Here is a 19,788-nt window from a genome sequence, read left to right on the forward strand (position 1 = left end):
GATAGTTCTTTATTATAAGATATATTGACTTAAATCTCGGTTTTGTACAATATCACTAAGCTTCTCACGGACATATTCCGGGTTAATGACAATAGACTCCAATGTAAGCTCAGGCGCTTCAAAAGATAGATCCTCCAGCAATTTTTCTAAAATGGTGTGTAATCGCCGGGCACCAATATTCTCGGTATTCTGATTAACTTCAACAGCAATACGAGCAATTTCATAAATAGCTTCGTCCGCAAACTCAACCGTTATACCTTCCGTTTGCAACAAAGCAGTATATTGTTTGGTTAATGCATTTTTAGGTTCTTTTAAAATAGAAACAAAGTCTTCCAAGGTTAAGTTACTTAACTCTACTCGGATCGGGAACCTTCCCTGAAGCTCTGGGATTAAATCAGAAGGCTTTGCAATATGGAAAGCACCTGCACCAATAAATAAGACATAATCCGTCTTCACGGGCCCATATTTGGTTACAACCGTCGATCCCTCTACAATCGGTAAAATGTCTCGTTGAACACCTTCCCGAGAGATGTCCGGTCCGCTGCCGCCGCGGCTATTACTTGCGATCTTATCGATCTCATCAATAAAAATTATACCGGATTGTTCTGCGCGGTTAACAGATTCCTGGATCACTTCATCCATGTCAATCAATCTTTGCGCTTCTTCCTGCGTCAACACTTTCCTAGCTTCCTTAACAAGCAGCTTACGTTTCTTCATTTTCTTCGGGAGTAGATTGCCGAACATCTCCTGCATATTCATTCCAGCTTGTTCATTGCCTTGGCCAGCCAGCATATCCATCATCGATGGTGAAGAGTCTTCCACCTCGATTTCTACAACTTCATTCTCTAATTTACCATTAGTCAATTGCTCTGCGATTTGAGCCCTTTTAGCGGCAAGCGAAGGATCTGGCGCACTTTCTTCTTGATCCGGTTGGTTTTGCCCTCCAAACAGCATTTCAAGAGGATTACGCTGCGTTTTGGCACGCGTCGGACTTGGTGCCAACAAGGTAACAAGGCGCTCGTTAGCGAGCTTCTCAGCACGGTCTTTGACCTTTTCCATCCGCTCAACCTTAACCATGCGTACTGAAGTTTCGATCAGATCACGTACCATTGACTCCACATCGCGACCAACATAACCAACTTCTGTGAATTTGGTCGCCTCGATCTTAATAAATGGTGCGCCTACCAATTTAGCTAGTCTGCGAGCAATTTCAGTCTTTCCAACGCCGGTAGGCCCGATCATAAGTATATTCTTCGGAACAATTTCATCCCGCATAGACTCATCCACGAGGTTTCTCCGATATCGGTTTCGCAGAGCAATAGCAACCGATTTTTTCGCTTTTTTCTGACCTACTATGTATCGATCCAATTCTTGGACAATTTGTTTAGGTGTAAGGGAGCTGTTTGCCATTTTGTACCCTCCTAAAAGTTTTGCTTTAGCAAAACTAACATCGTAAGCGTAAACTGAGTTTTCCGTAGGAAAACTTGCGTCGTAAGCATAGGCTTAGTTTTGCTTTAGCAAAACTAACATCGTAAGCGTAAACTATTCAATCTCTTCCACAATGATATTATGATTCGTAAACACGCATATTTCGGCTGCAGTCGTTAGGGCAGCGTGGGCTATTTCCTTAGCACTTAGTGACGACGCATGGCGATACAATGCTCTTCCTGCAGCTAATGCAAAACTGCCGCCAGACCCAATAGCCAAAATACCGTCATCAGGTTCAATAACTTCACCATTTCCTGAGAGCAGCAGTAAACCGGATGAATCCATAACGATCATCATGGCTTCAAGCCTCCGCAGAACGCGATCTTGACGCCAATCCTTCGTAAGCTCCACCGCAGCACGCTGCAAATTACCGTGGTGTTCCTCCAGCTTGCCTTCGAATTTCTCAAAAAGTGTAATCGCATCGGCAACAGAACCAGCAAAACCAGCGATGACCTTCCCTCTATGTAAACGCCGAACTTTTTTGGCCGTGCTTTTCATAATCATGCTGTTGCCAAATGTCACTTGCCCATCTCCGGCAATAGCTCCCTTACCTTGATGACGAATGGCAAAGATTGTTGTCGCATGAAACGTAGCTTGATTAGGATCCATCTTTTCTCACCTCTCAAATGGAATCATACACCATGAAAGTCACTCTCTTTGCGCTGGTTTCGGTCTCATAAATGAGATAAACCTCTAGCGAGATCAATTCAAGAAATGACCGCATCTAGAGGTAAATGTATGAGGAAACGAATGAAAAATGCTACAAAACATAATTATAGTACCATAGCCAATAGACCAATTACAACCTACTCTGCATATGTTTTCTTAAAATTCTGAATACTCTCCAAAGCTCGATTAGCCAGCTTCTCGTATTTTTCTTTTTTATTGCGAATTCGTTCAGGTAACTGTGGAAGTAAACCGAAATTAGCATTCATCGGCTGAAAATGTTTGAAGTCGGCTGTCGTGATGTAATGTGCCATACTCCCTAAAGTCGTTTCCTCAGGTACAACCAAGCAAGACTGCCCTTTAGCTAAGCGCCCCGCATTCATACCTGCTATAAGACCAGAAGCCGCAGATTCCACATATCCTTCTACACCCGTCATTTGACCTGCAAAAAACAGATTCTCACGACGTTTAAATTGATAAGTCGGTTCAAGAAGCTTAGGAGAGTTAATAAACGTGTTGCGATGCATAACACCAAAGCGTACGAACTCTGCTTGCTCTAATCCTGGAATTAAGGATAACACCCGTTTCTGCTCTCCCCACTTCAAATGGGTTTGGAAACCGACTAAGTTATACAAAGTTCCCGCTGCATTATCTTGACGTAGTTGAACGACAGCATGCGGCATCTTACCTGTATGTGGATTTATTAAACCGACTGGTTTCATTGGCCCGAACAGAACCGTTTGTCTACCGCGCTTCGCCATGACTTCTAAGGGCATGCAGCCTTCGAAATAAATTTCTTTCTCGAATTCCTTCAGTTCAGCAACCTCTGCAGTGATTAAAGCTTCATAGAAAACATTGAACTCTTCTTCTGTCATAGGACAGTTAAGGTAAGCAGCCTCTCCTTTGTCATAGCGGGAAGCCAAGTACACTTTATTCATATCAATGGAGTCCTTCTCCACGATCGGAGCTGCTGCATCATAAAAGTACAAGTACTCCTCACCCATAAGCTCTTTGAGGCCTGCAGAAAGTGCTGGTGATGTTAATGGACCTGAGGCAACTACGGTAATGCCTTCAGGCAAAGTTTGAACTTCCTCATTGCGAACTTCTATGAGCGGATGGTTGCGAAGCGTCGTTGTAACAGCTTGAGAGAACCCGTCACGGTCAACAGCTAACGCACCCCCTGCCGGTACAGCATGCTCATCTGCACAAGTTAGAATGAGTGAATCCATACGTCTCATTTCTTCCTTTAGTACTCCGACAGCGTTGGTAAGGCCATTCGAACGTAGAGAGTTACTACAGACTAACTCAGCAAATTGATCAGTTATATGGGCTGGGGTTTTACGGACATTACGCATTTCGTATAAAGTAACAGGCACACCCTGACGGGCAATTTGCCAGGCGGCTTCACTTCCAGCCAATCCTGCACCGATGACTGTTACTCTTGGATATTCTGGCAAAATCGGACACCTCTAATCTTTCATATCATCTGAATTATCATCACTAGCTTCTTCTTTATGATCACACTGTGTACATTGAATAGTCACACCGTTCTTGCTTCTTTTCTCGATCATCATCGAGCTGCAAACAGGACATGGCTTATTGACCGGTTTATCCCATGAAACAAAGTCACAGGCTGGATACTGATCGCAGCCATAGAAAACACGCCCTTTTTTGCTTCTGCGTTCGACAATTTTCCCTATATGACAAGTTGGACATGTAACACCAATATCTTTAATGATCGGTTTCGTATTGCGGCAATCCGGGAATCCAGAGCATGCCAGAAACTTACCGAAACGCCCCATTTTATAGACGAGATGTTTACCGCATTTCTCGCAAATCTCTTCTGAGATTTCATCCTGAATTTCGATTTCCTTCATTTCCTCTTCAGCGAATATAAGCCGCTTTTCAAAGGACGTGTAGAACGTATCCAGAACTCGGACCCAGTCTTCTTTTCCTTCTTCGACGAAGTCAAGCTCTTCTTCCATATGAGCCGTAAACTCGATATCAAGAATTTCAGGAAAAAACTCCTGCATCAATTGAATAACTAATTCACCTAGCTCTGTAGGCACGAATTTCTTCTCTTCAATGGCAACATATCCACGCTTCTGAATCGTCTCCAGTGTCGGTGCATACGTACTCGGACGCCCAATACCCATTTCCTCTAACGCCCTTACTAAACGCGCTTCTGTATACCTTGGAGGCGGTTGAGTAAAGTGCTGCTTCGGATCCACGCTTTGCTTCTGTAAAGAATCTCCCTTAGTCAGAGGCGGCAGCAATTTGTCCTCTTCTGTCGTCCCGTCGTCATTGCTCTCGACATAAACTTTCATAAATCCAGCAAACTTCATCTTGGACCCATTTGCTCTAAATACGGTTTCTCCAGCTGTTAAATCAATGGTCATCGTATCCAGGATGGCTGAAGACATTTGACTAGCTACGAAACGATCCCAGACCAGCTTGTACAGACGATATTGATCTTTACTGAGAAATGCCTTCATTTGATCGGGTTCTCGAAGTACAGATGTAGGTCGAATACCTTCATGCGCGTCTTGCGCATTAGCATTTTTCTTCGTGTACTGGCGAGGTGTCTCCGGGTAGAAATCAGGGCCATATTTATTAAAGATAAAATCTTTGGCTTCTTCTTGGGCAACCTGCGAAATACGGGTGGAATCGGTACGCATATAGGTAATCAAACCAACCGTACCTTCTTTTCCTAGGTCTATTCCTTCATATAACTGCTGTGCCACAGACATCGTCTTCGACGCACGGAAATTAAGTTTCCTCGCAGCTTCCTGCTGCATAGAGCTTGTAATGAAAGGAGGAGAAGGATTACGCTGGCGTTCTTTCTCTTTCACTTCTTTCACTGTGAAAGCATCACTGCCCATCGCAGCTAAAATCAGATCGACATCCTCTTGCGAGTGTAGTTCCTTTTTCTCACCGTTTATGCTATGATACTTCGCTTCGAACACGGTTTTACCAGCATCCAAAAGGGCGGTAATCGACCAATATTCTTCAGGTTCGAAGGCCTTGATTTCATTCTCTCTGTCTTGTATCAATTTAACCGCAACCGACTGTACACGGCCTGCTGATAATCCTTTTTTTACTTTTTTCCAAAGTAAAGGACTGATTTTATAACCAACGAGTCGGTCCAATATGCGCCGAGCTTGCTGTGCGTTAACGAGATCTTGATTGATTCGGCGCGGAGTTTTGAAAGCATCCTTTACCGCATCCTTCGTTATCTCATTAAATACAACACGGCAGAGTTCTTCGGAACCAACGTCCAAATAATGAGCTAAGTGCCAGGCAATAGCTTCACCTTCACGATCCGGATCCGCCGCCAGATATATTTTTTTTACTTTTTTACTCGCATCTTTTAATTCTTTAAGTATAGAACCTTTACCGCGGATTGTTATGTATTTAGGCTCAAAGTTACGATCCACTTCTACGCCAATTTGGCTTTTCGGAAGGTCGCGAATATGACCCATTGAGGCTTTTACGATAAATTTACTTCCCAAATATTTGCCAATGGTTTTGGCTTTTGCTGGTGACTCAACTATGACTAAAGAATCCGCCATGGATCGTCCTTCCTCCCCTCTTGGTTTCAAGGTAAAGTCTATTGGCGAGAAGAAAAGCTTCGTATTAGCCTATGCTAGTATGTAAGTAGAACCCGGAAGCTGTTTAATCGCCTTTTTCATTAGTAAAGATAACAGAACTGCATGCAAATGTCCAAACGTAAATTGACCGTCCTCTAACAGCGCATCAATCGAGACAGGCTCATTCGACAACTTTCGAACAATTTTGTCTTCCTCATCCGTAAGCGAAAATGCCGGCAAAGGCTTCTTCATGGCACTCTGATCTTCCGCGCTTAACATATGTTTATAATCCTCAACAATCTCATCAACACGGGTAACTAGTTTAGCGCCATCCTTTAGAAGCTTGTGGACACCACTACTTTGGTTAGAGTCAATTGGACCAGGAACTGCGAATACATCTCTTGATTCATCTACGGCAAATTCTACTGTTATCAGCGAACCACTATCTTCTGCTGCCTCTACAACCGTAACTCCTAATGACAATCCGGCTATGATTCGATTCCTCTGCGGGAACATACCTGGCTTCATACCCGTACCAATGGGATATTCAGAAATGATAACACCCACTTGTTCTATATTTCGATATAATAATGCATTCTCACGCGGATAAATTTGATTAATCGCACATCCAAGAACAGCAACCGTTTTGGATTTACCTTGCAATGCACCAATATGGGCCTTGCTGTCAATACCTCTCGCCAATCCGCTCACGATACCGAATCCTGCTCTTGAAAGGGCAGCTGCCCACTCCTCAGCAATCTTTTTCCCATAAAGCGTAGGGGTACGTGTTCCTACCATACCGAGGAGACGCCCATTTAATAATGATACATTTCCTTTCACATATAAAACCCAGGGAGGCTGCGCAATTTCTTTAAGAATCGATGGGTAGTCTTCATCCAAAAGCGTAAGAATTTGAATGGATTGCTTCTTATATAACTGAAGCTTTTGCTCAATAAAAGTCGGTGTAAACCGCGTGGCGATTTGTTCAGCAATGGAAGTTCGTATACCTTTGGAGGCAATTGCTGCAGCCGAAAGCTTAAACAGCTCCTCAGGTTCAGGAAAGCGGCTCAGGAGCTGAAGAATCGTTTTCCAACCAACGCCCTCGAGCTCGTGAAGACCAAACAAAATAAAACGATTATCCATAAGTATATACACTCCCTTCTAGAATAACAAATGGTTGCAAAGCCAAGAAAAACAAAAAACCTCCCAAATCCCTGAAACAGGGATATGGAAGGTTGCTTACCTTCGTTAGAAGAAAACTATTTTTTTGTGATGACTTTATCCAACATGCCTTTTTCTTCAAGCACGCTTACAAGTGTAGAACCCATCTCGGACGGTGTAGCCGCAACGCGGATACCGCATCTTTCCATAGTTGCAACTTTCTCAGCTGCTGTTCCTTTACCACCAGAAATAATGGCGCCAGCATGGCCCATACGTTTTCCTGGAGGAGCTGTTTTACCGCCGATAAAGCCTACAACTGGCTTCGTCATGTTCGCAGCAACCCACTCAGCCGCTTCTTCTTCTGCCGTACCGCCGATTTCACCAATCATGATGACAGCATACGTATCTGGATCATCGTTAAAGCGCTTGAGGATATCGATGAACTCGGAGCCTTTAACAGGATCTCCACCGATACCAACAGCAGAGGATTGTCCAATACCGCGAGTTGTCAATTGGTGAACTGCTTCGTAAGTTAGTGTTCCGGAACGGGAAACTACACCTACGTGACCTGGCGTATGAATGTAGCCCGGCATAATACCGATTTTGCACTCGCCCGGTGTGATAACGCCTGGACAGTTAGGTCCGATTAGAACGGTTTTCTTGCCTTCCAGATAACGCTTTACGTTAACCATGTCTAGAACAGGAATACCTTCTGTGATACAGATAACCAGATCAAGCTCAGCTTCGATAGCTTCGATGATTGACTCTGCAGCAAAAGCTGGTGGTACATAGATAACGGATGCCGTAGCACCAGTTGCATTTTTAGCATCGATAACCGTGTTGAAAACTGGAAGCTGAACTAGCTCACCGTTTTCCAATGTGATATCTACTTTTGTTCCGCCTTTACCTGGGGTTACGCCACCAACCATTTGTGTGCCGTATTCCAGACCGCCTTTGGTATGAAACAAACCCGTAGCGCCGGTAATCCCTTGAGTAATGACTTTTGTATGTTTATTAACCAAAATACTCATGATCTATTGTTCACATCCCCTATATTATTTGAAACCGCTCGGGTTTAAATTTTATTTAACTAATGCAACGATTTTTTGTGCGCCATCCGCCATGGAGTCAGCAGCAACAATGTTCAAGCCGGATTCGTTAAGAATCTTTTTGCCAAGTTCAACGTTTGTTCCTTCAAGACGAACAACAAGCGGACGGGAAAGTCCAAGCTCTCTAGCAGCAGCTACAACACCATCAGCAATAACGTCACAACGCATGATACCACCGAAAATGTTAACGAAAATCCCTTTAACTTGCTCATCGGACAAGATGATTTTGAAAGCTTCAGTTACTTTCTCTTTCGTAGCACCGCCCCCTACGTCTAGGAAGTTAGCCGGGTCTCCGCCGTAGTGCTTGATAATGTCCATAGTGGCCATAGCAAGTCCTGCGCCGTTAACCATACAACCGATGTTACCATCAAGAGCAATGTAGCTCAGGTCATATTTAGAAGCTTGAATTTCTTTCGCATCTTCTTCTTCAAGGTCACGAAGTTCAACGATATCTTTGTGACGGAAAAGAGCGTTGGAATCAAAGTTCAATTTGGCATCAAGAGCCATAACGTCGCCAGAACCAGTAACAACCAATGGGTTGATTTCGGCAATGGACGCGTCTTTCTCTACGAATGCTTTATAAAGAGCAAGCATGAATTTAACTGCTTTATTAACAAGCTCATTAGGAATGTTGATGGAGTAAGCAAGTCTGCGTGCTTGGAAAGCTTGAAGACCGATCGCAGGATCCACAACTTCTTTGAAGATTTTCTCAGGAGAATGCTCAGCAACCTCTTCAATCTCCGTACCGCCCTCTTCAGATGCCATCAAAACGACGCTACCTGTAGCACGGTCAACAACAACACCAACATAATATTCTTTCTTAATGTCACAGCCTTCTTCGATCAAAAGACGTTTAACTTCTTTGCCTTCTGGACCCGTTTGGTGAGTGACAAGAACTTTACCGAGAATTTCGCTAGCATATGTACGAACTTCATCGAGGCTTTTGGCTACCTTAACGCCGCCTGCTTTTCCGCGACCTCCGGCATGAATTTGCGCCTTTACAACAACGACGGATGTTCCGAGTTCTTTCGCTGCTTCAACAGCTTCGTCAACGGTAAAAGCAACTTTTCCGTTAGGAACGTTGACTCCGTACTGTCTCAGGACTTCTTTGCCTTGATACTCATGGATATTCATTTCCTAAAATCCTCCTATCAGTATGGACTTTCTATACGTGCTATACAGGGAAAAAGTGTCATTTCCTATTTGTGTAGTGCACGAAATAAATCTTGCTGCCGGAATTAGTATCACACTTCTTCACAAGCCCTAACCATTGTATCACTAATTTTCGACAGTTTCCTTATTTTTTTCGTTAAGCCGTTAGAAGTTTCCTTTCACACTGAAAAACTTTAGCTATCACTTACAACCAAGGATAAACGACTCCGTCGTCCTTCAGGGACGAGCGCGTTTGTCTAGGTAGATGCGAAGCAAAAGTATAAAACTTATACGCTTACCTACATAAAAAAAAGACGCATTTTCATTAGCTGAAAAATACGTCTAACATCGACTTTTTTAGTAATGCGGCGTTGTTGGTGTATTCATTCGCGGTTCACGTTCTGCTTGTTTAATGAAGCGAAGCTCATTACCCGTGAAACTGCACACCAAGCATTGAATCGTAGGTTCTGGCTCTGGAATTGCGTCAGGATCCTTGAATTCTGTAATATTTCCTGAAAGCGCATCCTTCAAAAACGATTGAGAATAACTAGTAATTACACTGAACTTGATACGATTGGAACGACAATTGGGACAAAAATACGGTTTCTCCTGCATATCATCACCTCTAGTTCCAGTATGTGCAAGCCGTGCATTTTTAAAACGTATGCGGTGATCATTTCCGGATTGCGTAATTTTACCATTATCATATACAATAAGGGCAAAGTATAAAACGGATCAATAAGGAAGCACCTTTTATCCCACTTTATGACAGCTCGAAACAGCTGCGTAACTATGGAGAGGAAGGTGTTTTTTCATGTATGGCAAAGTCATGAGCGCTTGCTTGCAGGGAATAGAAGGACAAACGATCGAAGTAGAGGTCGATATTTCAAGTGGCTTACCTCAAATTAACTTGGTGGGTCTCCCCGACTCGGCCATTCGGGAATCTGTCGAAAGAGTGCGCTCCTCCATCAAAAACTGCGGTTACACATTCCCCATGGATCGGATTACAGTCAATCTCGCGCCAGCAGATTTACGCAAAGAAGGCTCATCATTTGATTTAGCTATTGCGGTCGGAATTTTGATTACAACGGGTCAAGTGTCAATGGATAGCATTATGAACACTTTGTTTCTAGGTGAACTAGCATTGGACGGTTCTCTTCGCCCTATACCTGGTGTTCTTTCAATGGCACATGCCGCTAAAAAGCTAGGGATAAAACGTGTATGCCTTCCCTTCGCGAATGCTCCTGAAGCTGCTTTAATAGAAGGTATTGAGGTGTGTGCGATAACTAACCTTTCTCATTTCAAGTCCTGGAACAAGCAATCCCATCACGAATTTATATTTAATGGCATTAATTATAAAGGTAGTGAAATTTCGACAATTTCTGCTGAAGAACATAGCTTTGTCGAAGATTATGCCGATGTCAACGGACAACACCAAGTGAAGCGTGCGATGATGATCGCCGCGGCCGGGATGCATAATATTCTGCTATTGTGTTACATTATCATGCTATTCCTTCAGCATTTTCAATTAGTCATTAGATTCCTTAAATAGAGTCTAGTGCTTGGCTATACAAATCAATATTCATCGCTGGAACGGTACCCAAGTTTTGCAATTGAGTAAAGAGTTTAATAAAGAAGAAAATTAACGATTCTTCGTTAGAACTGATATCAATTGTCCCATCTGGCTGTAAGAGGAACGAGCCGCTGTCTAATGCACAACCTATATTAAGGCGTTGCTTTGGTTCCAACAATTCAATTATTTCTTGAAAGCTCTTTCCGAATGCTGGATTCCAATCGGATGAAGTGGTAATTATACCAGCTACAATGTCAAAAATAGGTCTTGCTGGATAGACTCCCCCAGCATGAACGATATTCACCGATGTACGATTGAGCAAGCGGACAGACTCAGCCTTCTTTGCTGCATACTCAATGTGTTGTTTGTTAAGCGTTTGCTTTACTTCAAAGATGGCATATACGCTCTCCGCTGGAATGTATTTTACCCCTGCATGACAAAAGACAAAAGGAGAGTATTGTTGGTCGTAAATGACAAGATCTATTTGATCACTGCGTGTTCCAGTATGATCCACGATGAAGGCAGTGTCTACACAATAACGGTTTGGCAAATAAGTACCAAGAAATTCTATCCAACTTAATTCGACTGCATTGCCTTTGGTAGGTGCATGTGTAACATGATTACGGATCAATTTTAATTTCATAAGCATTTCCTGTTGCATTTCGAGAAACAGTTCTTTCATGTTGACTTTATTCGACATTATGCATCTCCCTACCAAATGATATCTTTCCAATATTTTTGAGAACGACTTTCTTTGGCTTTTTTCTGAATCGCTTCTTTTTCGTACTTAAACAAATCGTCGGATATAACATTGTTTGTGTTTGCAGGATCGATTATCTTTTTACTTAAGAACTCATCACGCAGATAATCCAATACTGCTAAAAAGTTGCTTGCAGGGGTGTTTTTTCTTTTTCCGCTTAATGCCTCTATAACAGATAACTCCAAGTAGATCGATGGAAAATCTAAGTTGTGCAGTTTACGCCAGATCTTCAGCAATACGATTTCTGTTATCCTTCCAGAATTCTTCACTTTGTTAATATGTTCGATTACATTAGTTTGAGTCCAAGTGTCTCTTTTACTGATGTAAAGGCTATGATCGTTTGTGTTGCCAGGTCTTTTTTTGGCAGGAACCAAATCAACTTGCTTCCCAGCAACATTCAAACCTATAGACACATTTTGTTTCCGCGTCTTATATCCTGCACCTTCAATATGATTAAAAAGTGAGTCATAAATTTCATTGAGGGGATTACTGGTAGTTGATTTAATTGAAATAAACAAGTCAAGGTCAGATGATAAGTTAATCGCTGTCCCTTTCGCTCTAGAACCTGACAGGTAAACATCATTTAGGCATTCACCAGCCCATTTAGAGATAAGTTTTTTTAAAGGATTGATCACATCCCTCTCTGTAGCTCCATCAATTTCAGATTTTATATGATATTTGTTTGCAATCTTAAGTACATATTCGTCCGACATACTTTTCCCCCTGTGTAAACAAAATTATGACTTTGACTTTGACTTTGACTTTGACTTTCTTTGACCTTAATAAGATATTCCCATATTAGTCCAATTAAGTCAAGCTAATTCCATACTACTTAACGTACAATGATTGTCTGATACTAAAAAAAAAACGCTCCCTGCACATTGGCAAGAGGCGTATCTATAAATGAAGTATTAAATTTGTGTCAGAGCGTCAAATACACTCAACTCATATGTGATAATGGGCTTAACCTTCGATGATTCACGTTTGTCTTTCTTCGTAATAAATGGCACGACTTCTGAAGTGATCACGAATTTAGAAATAAGGTCTAGGATTTCCTCGCGGCTATACTCTTCCTTGACGGTAAGGGCGTTCAACTTTGCTATCTTCGATTCCAGTACGTCAATATCATTTAGAATGTCTTCGTTAGTCTGTGCCAAGGTGTTGATTTGTGCTTTAATTGCTTCTTTCTTAGCGTCTATATCCTGCTTCAGCTCATCAAAAAGAGATTCTTTAACCTGACCTTTCACGACTAAACGTATTAATGTTGTTTCTTCATTATCAAGTTCCACTAGTTCAACGGTCTTGGCGTTCAATTCCTCCACGGCGGGAGCGTCTATACGATTCTGTAACGCTTCAATTTGAGATCGAAAGGCTTCAAGCTGTTTGTCTTTCTGTGATGCAAATACCGCTATAAGCCCATTAGTTGCTATATCGTCAATCTGTTCGTTAATTGCTTTCTCTTGGACGTTGATATTATCACAATGCTCCGTACCTTTCGTCTTCTTCGTTGAACAGTTATAGAAAGCCCGTCCTTTGTCGAGATTTCGGGTGTACGAACTACCACATTTGCCGCAAAAGATTTTACTCGCCAGATCGCTGACACCCTTGTAAATGCCTTTTTGATTTACGTGGCTAACCTTGCCTGAGCGAATTGTATTACATTTATCGAATAGTTCTTTACTAATGATAGCAGGTACGCGGTTCTCGAATACTTGCCACTTATCGGAATCCTTAACTTTTGGCGTAATCTTGTTAAACACAGTACCTGTGTCGTATTTGTTACGCACCAAAGTTCCATAGTATTTTTCGTTAGATAACATGCGTTTAATGAATGATGCTACAAACGGTTTACCTTGGCGAGACCGTATACCGTTTTCCTCTAAGTAATTCATAATACGGCGAATACCCAAACCCTCGGCGTACATTTCAAACACTTTACGTACTACTGAGGCTTCTTCCTCCACGATGGTCAATTCACGCGAATCCTTACTATATTGGTATCCCCATATTTTATTGTTCGTAAAAATCACGCCTTTCCGTGCTGACTCTGCTAAACCAAACCGCATTTTAGAACTCTTGTCGATGCTTTCCTGTTGGCTAAAGTTAAGAAATAAATTAAGCATAAATTCTTTATCTATACTATCAAATATCAAATTGATATCCAAGAAATAAACGTGTACTCCCTTGTTTAGTAGTTCGCGTAATACGTCAATGACTAACACATTACGGGCGAAACGGCTAGTACCTTTAACGTGTATCTGATGGAATTGCGGCTCTCTGTGCGAAGCGGTGAAAACGGATTTCTTACTATTGATTTTCGTTTCATCAAGTCCTGCGTCGTAGAGCATTCGGGAAAACTCTTCACGACGATTAAGCGAAGTGCCAGAGATTCCACGATCAGCGTATACACGGAATAGAGTAAGGTCTTTATTCTTGGATATCTCACGCTCAAAGTAGCTACGTTGGTTCTTAAATGATGTTTCTTGTTCTTCACTACCAGTTGAGACACGGCAATAAGCCGCGACCTTTATATTAGTGGATCGACTCTTTTGTTTGCTTACCAATGTGGTTTCTTGGGACATTATGACACTTCCTTTTACGTGATAATGTTTCTATATCGAAATGGTAACATTGTCATTGTTATGCGTCAATAGATTGTTCCGTAATTTCTCTCGAGCCATCGGAATATATCGTAATTGTATAAATGCAATTTGAGGTCTTTATACGGTATTCAAGTGTAATAGTACGGAACATATGATGCTCATCCTCCTTTATCAGATGTATAAGTCTTTCTACTTTGGATTTGCTCGGACACCACGCACATTTTTTATGTGTCAAGTCTTTCACAGGTGTTTAACAAGCTAATCAAGCTGTATTAACCCCCCGCGGGGTCTGGAATCGATTTTTGCCTTTTCACCCGCCACCGCACATTCCCAGTAAGACTAAAAATGTTCCCTAAATCGCGTTTTTACTTCACCGCACACCTTGCCAAAGCCTGTAAAATGGCATGAAAATCCCCTTTTCCAGTGACGGATCGGGGGGTGTTCAGTGGCTGTTCAGTTACGGATCAGATGTGTCATTTGGCGTACCAAGCGTAGTTGTCAGGGAACGGGCAGGGTCTCTTGAAATCCATCTTGTACATGAGGATCGTTTCATCGATCAGGGGAATTAGACGTTCCTCGGTAATCCCCTGTGCATAATCGATAGTCTGTGATTCATTCTTCCAAACGTAGATACCAAACTGGGGATCGTGTGACCCACTCATGAAGATTTCAATGTCATCTTTGTCCGTCAGCTTTAACAGAATACAATCAGCATCGGCACTTTTGACCTCATACTTCTTGGATAGTTCGGGCAGGATACGTACCATGATCTCCTTGTTACGAGCGTTAATCTTGGCGAATGTTAGTTTCATGTTGTTTGCATTCATTAGTTGTTTCCTCCTACTGGAATTTTGTTTAGTGTAATCTGGTAAGCCACTGCATTCTTGATCATTGTGTACTTGTACCGAATCGTTGACGGAGTCCCTAATAATTTGAGACACGCTCTGTGATTCTTGATGTCCATCTCTTGTACATTTTGACCATAGTGGATTTGAAAATCAGAAGTCGTTCCTTCCACCTGTGACCAAACCACAACGATATTACGCTCGTGATCCAATGCGTTCATAAGGTAGTTGAATGGCTGCTCCATTGTGCAGTTGATGATCGAGTTAGTGTCGATCCCTTTGTCGCATGGTTTAAATACGATCAGGTTGTTTCGTTCAGGAGAATAATACGTCTCACGAACCTTACCCGAGTTACCTTTGAAGAATGGGCGAAGATTGTCACCGTTAATTGTTAAAGCGTTAGAGTACATTGAAATCATTTGAATTCCTCCAATTTGTTTTGTTTTGTTTTGTTTTGTCTTACATACTAGATGTCGTATCGGACACGGGATTTTCACAATATGATATTCTTCCAGATTCTCACAATAATGTTTGTGACAAATTGGCATTGTTTAACCAGAGTATCTGAACACTTGAACACAATGAACTGTGTTCTCTATAGATGTAGTAATAGGGTAGAAAATCGTATTCTTGGGTAACCTGTTAGTAACCAGTGGGTAACCTTTCGGGTAACCTCTGAAAGCCATTTTTATCAAGGGGTAACCTCGGTAACCTGTCTTTCGAAAATCTATGTTCCTGAGTTAGCAAAGAGTGATAATAGATATAAATAACTATACAAATAACTTCTTTAAAATATAGGTTACTTACGTTACCCCTTACTCTCCCATGGGTTTGGAACGTCTACCAAAAAAGTTACCCCTAGGTTACCCTGAAGTTACCCTGCTTGCTTTAGCTTGTATTTCTTAGCTACCTGTCCATTGACCTTGACTGACCCGACCTCTAGCCCACGTACTTTTTCAAGCGTGTCCTTGAGCATCTTCTTACTGTGAACCGTCAGTCCATTTTCGTTCGCCCAAATCTCGTACATGTCATAGACCTCTGGAGGACGCAGACCAACGAAATAGTCAGTTGTGTGTCCCTCGATATACTCCAAGACATTATTATTGTCCGCGTGGTATTCCTTATTGTGGTTTGCAACTACTTCTGGAATTTCGATCTCCCCAGTGTGGTGCAACTTTTGGTACGCTTCTACGATCAGCTTCATCCAGTATGACTTTGCTTCTGGTGTTGTCAGTTTGGAAATGAATTTTGGGTCTTTCTTGGTCGGCTTGGAGAACATCGGCAACCATACTACCCGCCTTTGGTACGCTTCACCCTTCTCAAACGATTTCAAAGCATGGTTTGAAGTGAAGATCATCGAAGTCGTCAGGACAGCATCCTTGGACTGTTTGAACAGCATCCTTGTAGCCACATAGTCACATGTTGCCACGTTCTTGAGTCGCTTCATTTGCTCGTGGTCAATGGGTTGATCTTTAATGTCATCACCAAGGTTAAATAACTTACCCTGCATCCCCACGAAGTAGCGTTCGTCCGCGATCTCCTCGATGGAATTGGATGAACAGTTCTCTTCGCCCAGTAATAGACGAATGATTGTCAGAAGCGTTCCTTTACCATTTCCACCGTCCCCGATCAGGACGAAGAACTTTGCGATCTGTCTCTTGACTTCTGGATTCGTTATCAGACCGTGTGCCATCATTTGTAGAATCAGCTTGACATAGCCTTGATCACCTTGGGACAAATGCTGCAAGTAACTGTCCACAGCTTCTACAGCTTCGGCATCCTCGTTGTACTCAACATCAACGTAATACGGAGTGAACTCGTGAGAATCCAGTTCATAGAAATTCCCGCTTCTGAGAACACCATTCTTGAGTTTGATATCCCACCCATTGACAGGTTGTTTCACGTTACGGATACGCTTGTCCATTTGACGAATGACCTCTTCGACGTAATGAGTCTTCTTGTCAGGTAGCTCCTCGTACACCTCTTGAATGAACTCGCCAGACACAAACCGTACTCCATTGTATGAATATAACTGGTCGTTGTATTTGACAACTTTGAGCTTCTTTTTCAAGGACTCTGCAACTTGTGGTTCTTCGTTCTCCTTGGCTTCGATCTTCTGATCTCGTGCAACGGTGTCGAACTCTTTCTCTTCCATCGGTTCAGCGAACACATGCTTATTAATGAATGATAGTACCTTCTTGTGATCGGTCACGGACATGATCTTGAACTTATGGGAATGCAATTTCTGATTCCGTCCATCACCCTCGCCCAATCCATCCAACGATTCCAACTTAGTGCGAATGTACAGGAAGTCGGGTAAATCTTGACGAATGCCAGGGTTCACTATATCCCGCAACTTTCCACCACGCTTGATCGTGATTGCCTTGGTATTTGAGATGTGTTTGTACTCCACTTCGAAGCCTACTGGACATACAGAGCGAGTGCCCTTGAACGCTTTGGGCTTCTTAAAGTAGAGATGCACTCCCCGATCAGTCCAAACGATTTGGGTCTTAATGTCAAAAACTTGAATCATCTTCTCAAGCATTTCCCTTGGCTTATCATCGATGTCCACGATCAGATCATCATTGGACAGTACCCATCCCGCATCTTTGAAAGCTTCGTGCATTGGTGACTGATCTGCGATTACACTTGCGAATTTCTGACCCTCTTTGAACTCAATGTACATTATTTCCACTCCCTACTTAGTTGTTTACAATCCTTGCAAAGACCTTGACTGATGTTGCACATCTTACTCAACCATTTCAACTGATTGCAATGTTCGCAGAAATCCTTTTTCACGGGATCGTGACCTTGCCAGTGATTCTTGTGAACGATAATTTCAACTCGTGTATCCATGTCATTTCCCGCCCTTCAAAGTATCTTGCTTGATGTAGTCCAAGATCAGTTCACGAAGTACCCCACTCATGTTCAGTGCCTGACGCTTTCTGAAGAATTTCAAGATAGTCTCGTGATCCTCTTTGCTGCATTTGAAATGTACGCCTTTACCTTTACCAATCATTATTTATCGCTCCATTCGTTAGTTGTTGTGTAGACCATTTTGGTCAAAAATAAAAGCTTTGCTTCCTATACTGTTAAGCGTGTTGTGACCCCAACTTATGAGTGTCAAATCAATAAGCGTATTCGATCGGTTCACGCAGATTGATCAACTTTGGCGATTAGCTTGTCTACTCGCTTCAACAGCCAGTTCAATTTGTCGCGAGTAATGCCCAAATGGTCACATATCTCTTGTTTCGCCCCTCGCTTGCCTTTTAGGTCACCCTTGATCTCGTAGTAGCCAACGATGGCATCAGCTTCTTTAGGAGTGAATCCTGAGCGTATAAAGCGACCTCGTTTTTCTTCTTGGGCTTCAGATACCAGATAAAGTGTCACAGGATTGTTGTCCGCTAGGAATCCGTCAGAGATATGATCAAACCACTCTGTAAATGTAATTTCCCGATCATTACCTTGGATGACCGCTCTTGCCGTTCCTGCTTCGTCAGTCTTCTTTGTTGCAGGTTTTGGAGAGTAACTACGCTTCTTCATTTCCTCTTCTGTCAGTGGCACGATCAGTCCCGCGTCCAGTTTAGCTTGGTAGTATGCATCCTTACATTCGTTGAACTCGTGGACTCTGTGGTATTGGTTTATAGGACGCAATACCGATTCAACGTATCTGCTTCGAAAGTCCCTCGTAGTTACCCCCTTTAGCCCTCCTGACAACCATGTTTCAAATGATATCCCAGAGTCGTTCCCGTAGCGGTCACGATACTGATTCTCCAAGTGTGCCAAGCTGAGAATGACATTTTCCATCCGCTCATTGATTGACTTGGGTCTGTGTTGCCTTCTGACAAAGTTGAGTTCATCGATCAGTACACCGTACATGCTTCTCAAAACTTCTGTTCCCATCTCTCGTTCGCCCTCTCTCATGTAAATTGTTTCTCATGTGCCATCTGCCGTAAGCAAAGTTCAAAAGTCACAAGTGCCTGTAAAATCCTTTACGCTAACTAAAGGTCAATACCGACCTGTTTTCACAATTGCCTCCTCATTAGGACAATCACAGTGAATCTGGATAATTCACAATCGATCCCGATCCTTACACACGTATAAGGAACGAAATGAAGCTAAAATCCCATTTGCCTTACACTACTTAAAGGAAAATCGGCAAGGAATATCACAACGCGATTCCAAATGACTTCCCATTCAACTCGCTCACATCCCTATAAGGATCAAAATGAAGCGAATTTCACAATTGCCTACATTCCCTATGTCGTGAGTTTTCTTGAATTTTCACAAAACTACTTTCAAAATAGGTGATCTTCTCTCATTGAAATAATCGTAGCGAGATTGCAAAATTCACAAACGCAACTCAAAAAAGCCCTCTGCCGTAATTGGCAAAGGACTGGTTACAAGCTATATTCGAGTTTTGATCAATACAGGTTACGTGAAAAAAGTTTTCCAATCACACTCATAACTCGACCCCTCAAAAGGCTTAACTATATGTAAGGGAGAACAGGAAGCCAAACTGGTTGTTGTGGTTTACTTGGAAGTTACGCAACACCAAGACGAAATAACCGTTCCTCCCTTACGTGGGAAATTGGAAGACCAAACTGGTGGAGAAAGGTACTGTTTTTGTGGTGATTTCGGATACCATTCTTACGAACCCACCAAGATGAAACAACAATTTCCCATTATCCCTTGCATTGAACACGCATCGTCTGTGTGTTGACTGGAGCGGGTAATACCGCTTTTCATTGCTAGTCCTTCCTTTCGAGTGGAGTCATCCACAACTCGTCCCATCTCTTAAACGACGGTGGGACAATCTTTTTAAAATAACTATCAAACAT

The 19,788-nt window shown here is 42.4% G+C and carries 17 protein-coding genes; 1 reads left to right on the top strand and 16 read right to left on the bottom strand.

Annotated elements, in window-relative coordinates; genetic code table 11:
• Positions 1-12: 12 nt before the first annotated feature.
• The 8 genes from hslU to ASG93_RS14175 form a co-directional block, all read right to left on the bottom strand.
• The gene (hslU, locus tag ASG93_RS14140) at positions 13-1,410 is read right to left on the bottom strand and encodes an ATP-dependent protease ATPase subunit HslU (RefSeq protein WP_056832917.1); all 1,398 of its coding nucleotides are present in this window, start codon (positions 1,408-1,410) and stop codon (positions 13-15) included.
• A 132-nt stretch (positions 1,411-1,542) separates the two neighbouring features.
• On the bottom strand, positions 1,543-2,097 hold the full coding sequence (gene hslV / locus ASG93_RS14145; RefSeq protein WP_056832919.1) for an ATP-dependent protease subunit HslV: 555 nt from the start codon (positions 2,095-2,097) through the stop codon (positions 1,543-1,545).
• Between the two features lie 197 nt (positions 2,098-2,294).
• A complete protein-coding gene (trmFO, locus tag ASG93_RS14150; protein WP_056832921.1) occupies positions 2,295-3,611 on the bottom strand; it encodes an FADH(2)-oxidizing methylenetetrahydrofolate--tRNA-(uracil(54)-C(5))-methyltransferase TrmFO in 1,317 nt (438 codons plus the stop codon).
• A 12-nt stretch (positions 3,612-3,623) separates the two neighbouring features.
• On the bottom strand, positions 3,624-5,726 hold the full coding sequence (gene topA / locus ASG93_RS14155; protein ID WP_056832923.1) for a type I DNA topoisomerase: 2,103 nt from the start codon (positions 5,724-5,726) through the stop codon (positions 3,624-3,626).
• 69 nt (positions 5,727-5,795) lie between these two features.
• Positions 5,796-6,887 (bottom strand): DNA-processing protein DprA, encoded by a 1,092-nt coding sequence (dprA, locus tag ASG93_RS14160; protein WP_056832925.1) that lies wholly within the window; start codon positions 6,885-6,887, stop codon positions 5,796-5,798.
• A 116-nt stretch (positions 6,888-7,003) separates the two neighbouring features.
• Positions 7,004-7,936 carry a succinate--CoA ligase subunit alpha gene (gene sucD, locus ASG93_RS14165; RefSeq protein ID WP_056832926.1) on the bottom strand — a complete coding sequence of 311 codons (933 nt, stop codon included), beginning with the start codon at positions 7,934-7,936 and terminating at the stop codon, positions 7,004-7,006.
• Positions 7,937-7,987: 51 nt separating this feature from the next.
• Positions 7,988-9,148: an ADP-forming succinate--CoA ligase subunit beta gene (sucC, locus tag ASG93_RS14170; RefSeq protein ID WP_056832928.1), complete on the bottom strand. Its 1,161-nt coding sequence runs from the start codon at positions 9,146-9,148 to the stop codon at positions 7,988-7,990.
• 375 nt (positions 9,149-9,523) lie between these two features.
• Complete coding sequence (locus ASG93_RS14175; RefSeq protein ID WP_056832931.1) at positions 9,524-9,781, bottom strand: hypothetical protein; 258 nt, start codon at positions 9,779-9,781, stop codon at positions 9,524-9,526.
• A gap of 199 nt (positions 9,782-9,980) precedes the next feature.
• On the opposite strand from ASG93_RS14175, the gene ASG93_RS14180 reads away from it, so the two are divergent.
• Positions 9,981-10,718, top strand: coding sequence for a magnesium chelatase domain-containing protein (locus ASG93_RS14180; protein ID WP_056832933.1), 738 nt, complete (start codon positions 9,981-9,983; stop codon positions 10,716-10,718).
• On the opposite strand, the gene ASG93_RS14185 is transcribed toward ASG93_RS14180, so the two are convergent.
• The 8 genes from ASG93_RS14185 to ASG93_RS14215 all read right to left on the bottom strand — a co-directional run bounded on the left by ASG93_RS14185 (position 10,711) and on the right by ASG93_RS14215 (position 18,871).
• The gene (locus ASG93_RS14185) at positions 10,711-11,439 is read right to left on the bottom strand and encodes a DUF6602 domain-containing protein (RefSeq protein WP_056832935.1); all 729 of its coding nucleotides are present in this window, start codon (positions 11,437-11,439) and stop codon (positions 10,711-10,713) included. The two genes, ASG93_RS14180 and ASG93_RS14185, sit on opposite strands and share 8 nt — an antisense overlap.
• Positions 11,440-11,450: 11 nt before the next feature.
• Positions 11,451-12,212, bottom strand: a complete 762-nt coding sequence (locus tag ASG93_RS14190) for a nucleotidyltransferase domain-containing protein (RefSeq protein WP_056832937.1) — start codon at positions 12,210-12,212, stop codon at positions 11,451-11,453.
• Between the two features lie 198 nt (positions 12,213-12,410).
• Positions 12,411-14,081 (bottom strand): recombinase family protein, encoded by a 1,671-nt coding sequence (locus ASG93_RS14195; protein WP_056832939.1) that lies wholly within the window; start codon positions 14,079-14,081, stop codon positions 12,411-12,413.
• A gap of 494 nt (positions 14,082-14,575) precedes the next feature.
• Complete coding sequence (locus tag ASG93_RS14200; protein ID WP_056832941.1) at positions 14,576-14,929, bottom strand: hypothetical protein; 354 nt, start codon at positions 14,927-14,929, stop codon at positions 14,576-14,578.
• Positions 14,929-15,366, bottom strand: a complete 438-nt coding sequence (locus ASG93_RS14205; protein WP_056832942.1) for a hypothetical protein — start codon at positions 15,364-15,366, stop codon at positions 14,929-14,931. Before ASG93_RS14205 ends, ASG93_RS14200 begins: the two co-directional genes overlap by 1 nt.
• A 455-nt stretch (positions 15,367-15,821) precedes the next feature.
• A complete protein-coding gene (locus ASG93_RS14210) occupies positions 15,822-17,633 on the bottom strand; it encodes a phage/plasmid primase, P4 family (protein ID WP_056832945.1) in 1,812 nt (603 codons plus the stop codon).
• A 171-nt stretch (positions 17,634-17,804) separates the two neighbouring features.
• Positions 17,805-17,966, bottom strand: coding sequence for a hypothetical protein (locus tag ASG93_RS35090; protein WP_156410892.1), 162 nt, complete (start codon positions 17,964-17,966; stop codon positions 17,805-17,807).
• A gap of 131 nt (positions 17,967-18,097) precedes the next feature.
• A complete protein-coding gene (locus tag ASG93_RS14215) occupies positions 18,098-18,871 on the bottom strand; it encodes a hypothetical protein (RefSeq protein ID WP_056832947.1) in 774 nt (257 codons plus the stop codon).
• Between the last annotated feature and the right edge of the window lie 917 nt (positions 18,872-19,788).

It is taken from the genome of Paenibacillus sp. Soil787 (assembly GCF_001429545.1).
GTDB lineage: Bacteria > Bacillota > Bacilli > Paenibacillales > NBRC-103111 > Paenibacillus_E.

What these genes read in the sequence shown, in the direction of transcription:
- hslV (WP_056832919.1), bottom strand. Translation starts at nt 2,097, where the DNA reads ATGGATCCTAATCAAGCTACGTTTCATGCGACAACAATCTTTGCCATT.
- ASG93_RS14215 (WP_056832947.1), bottom strand. Translation starts at nt 18,871, where the DNA reads ATGAGAGAGGGCGAACGAGAGATGGGAACAGAAGTTTTGAGAAGCATG.
- ASG93_RS14180 (WP_056832933.1), top strand. Translation starts at nt 9,981, where the DNA reads ATGTATGGCAAAGTCATGAGCGCTTGCTTGCAGGGAATAGAAGGACAA.
- sucC (WP_056832928.1), bottom strand. Translation starts at nt 9,148, where the DNA reads ATGAATATCCATGAGTATCAAGGCAAAGAAGTCCTGAGACAGTACGGA.
- sucD (WP_056832926.1), bottom strand. Translation starts at nt 7,936, where the DNA reads ATGAGTATTTTGGTTAATAAACATACAAAAGTCATTACTCAAGGGATT.
- ASG93_RS35090 (WP_156410892.1), bottom strand. Translation starts at nt 17,966, where the DNA reads ATGATTGGTAAAGGTAAAGGCGTACATTTCAAATGCAGCAAAGAGGAT.
- hslU (WP_056832917.1), bottom strand. Translation starts at nt 1,410, where the DNA reads ATGGCAAACAGCTCCCTTACACCTAAACAAATTGTCCAAGAATTGGAT.
- ASG93_RS14190 (WP_056832937.1), bottom strand. Translation starts at nt 12,212, where the DNA reads ATGTCGGACGAATATGTACTTAAGATTGCAAACAAATATCATATAAAA.
- ASG93_RS14210 (WP_056832945.1), bottom strand. Translation starts at nt 17,633, where the DNA reads ATGTACATTGAGTTCAAAGAGGGTCAGAAATTCGCAAGTGTAATCGCA.
- topA (WP_056832923.1), bottom strand. Translation starts at nt 5,726, where the DNA reads ATGGCGGATTCTTTAGTCATAGTTGAGTCACCAGCAAAAGCCAAAACC.
- dprA (WP_056832925.1), bottom strand. Translation starts at nt 6,887, where the DNA reads ATGGATAATCGTTTTATTTTGTTTGGTCTTCACGAGCTCGAGGGCGTT.
- ASG93_RS14200 (WP_056832941.1), bottom strand. Translation starts at nt 14,929, where the DNA reads ATGAATGCAAACAACATGAAACTAACATTCGCCAAGATTAACGCTCGT.
- ASG93_RS14175 (WP_056832931.1), bottom strand. Translation starts at nt 9,781, where the DNA reads ATGCAGGAGAAACCGTATTTTTGTCCCAATTGTCGTTCCAATCGTATC.
- ASG93_RS14195 (WP_056832939.1), bottom strand. Translation starts at nt 14,081, where the DNA reads ATGTCCCAAGAAACCACATTGGTAAGCAAACAAAAGAGTCGATCCACT.
- ASG93_RS14185 (WP_056832935.1), bottom strand. Translation starts at nt 11,439, where the DNA reads ATGTCGAATAAAGTCAACATGAAAGAACTGTTTCTCGAAATGCAACAG.
- ASG93_RS14205 (WP_056832942.1), bottom strand. Translation starts at nt 15,366, where the DNA reads ATGATTTCAATGTACTCTAACGCTTTAACAATTAACGGTGACAATCTT.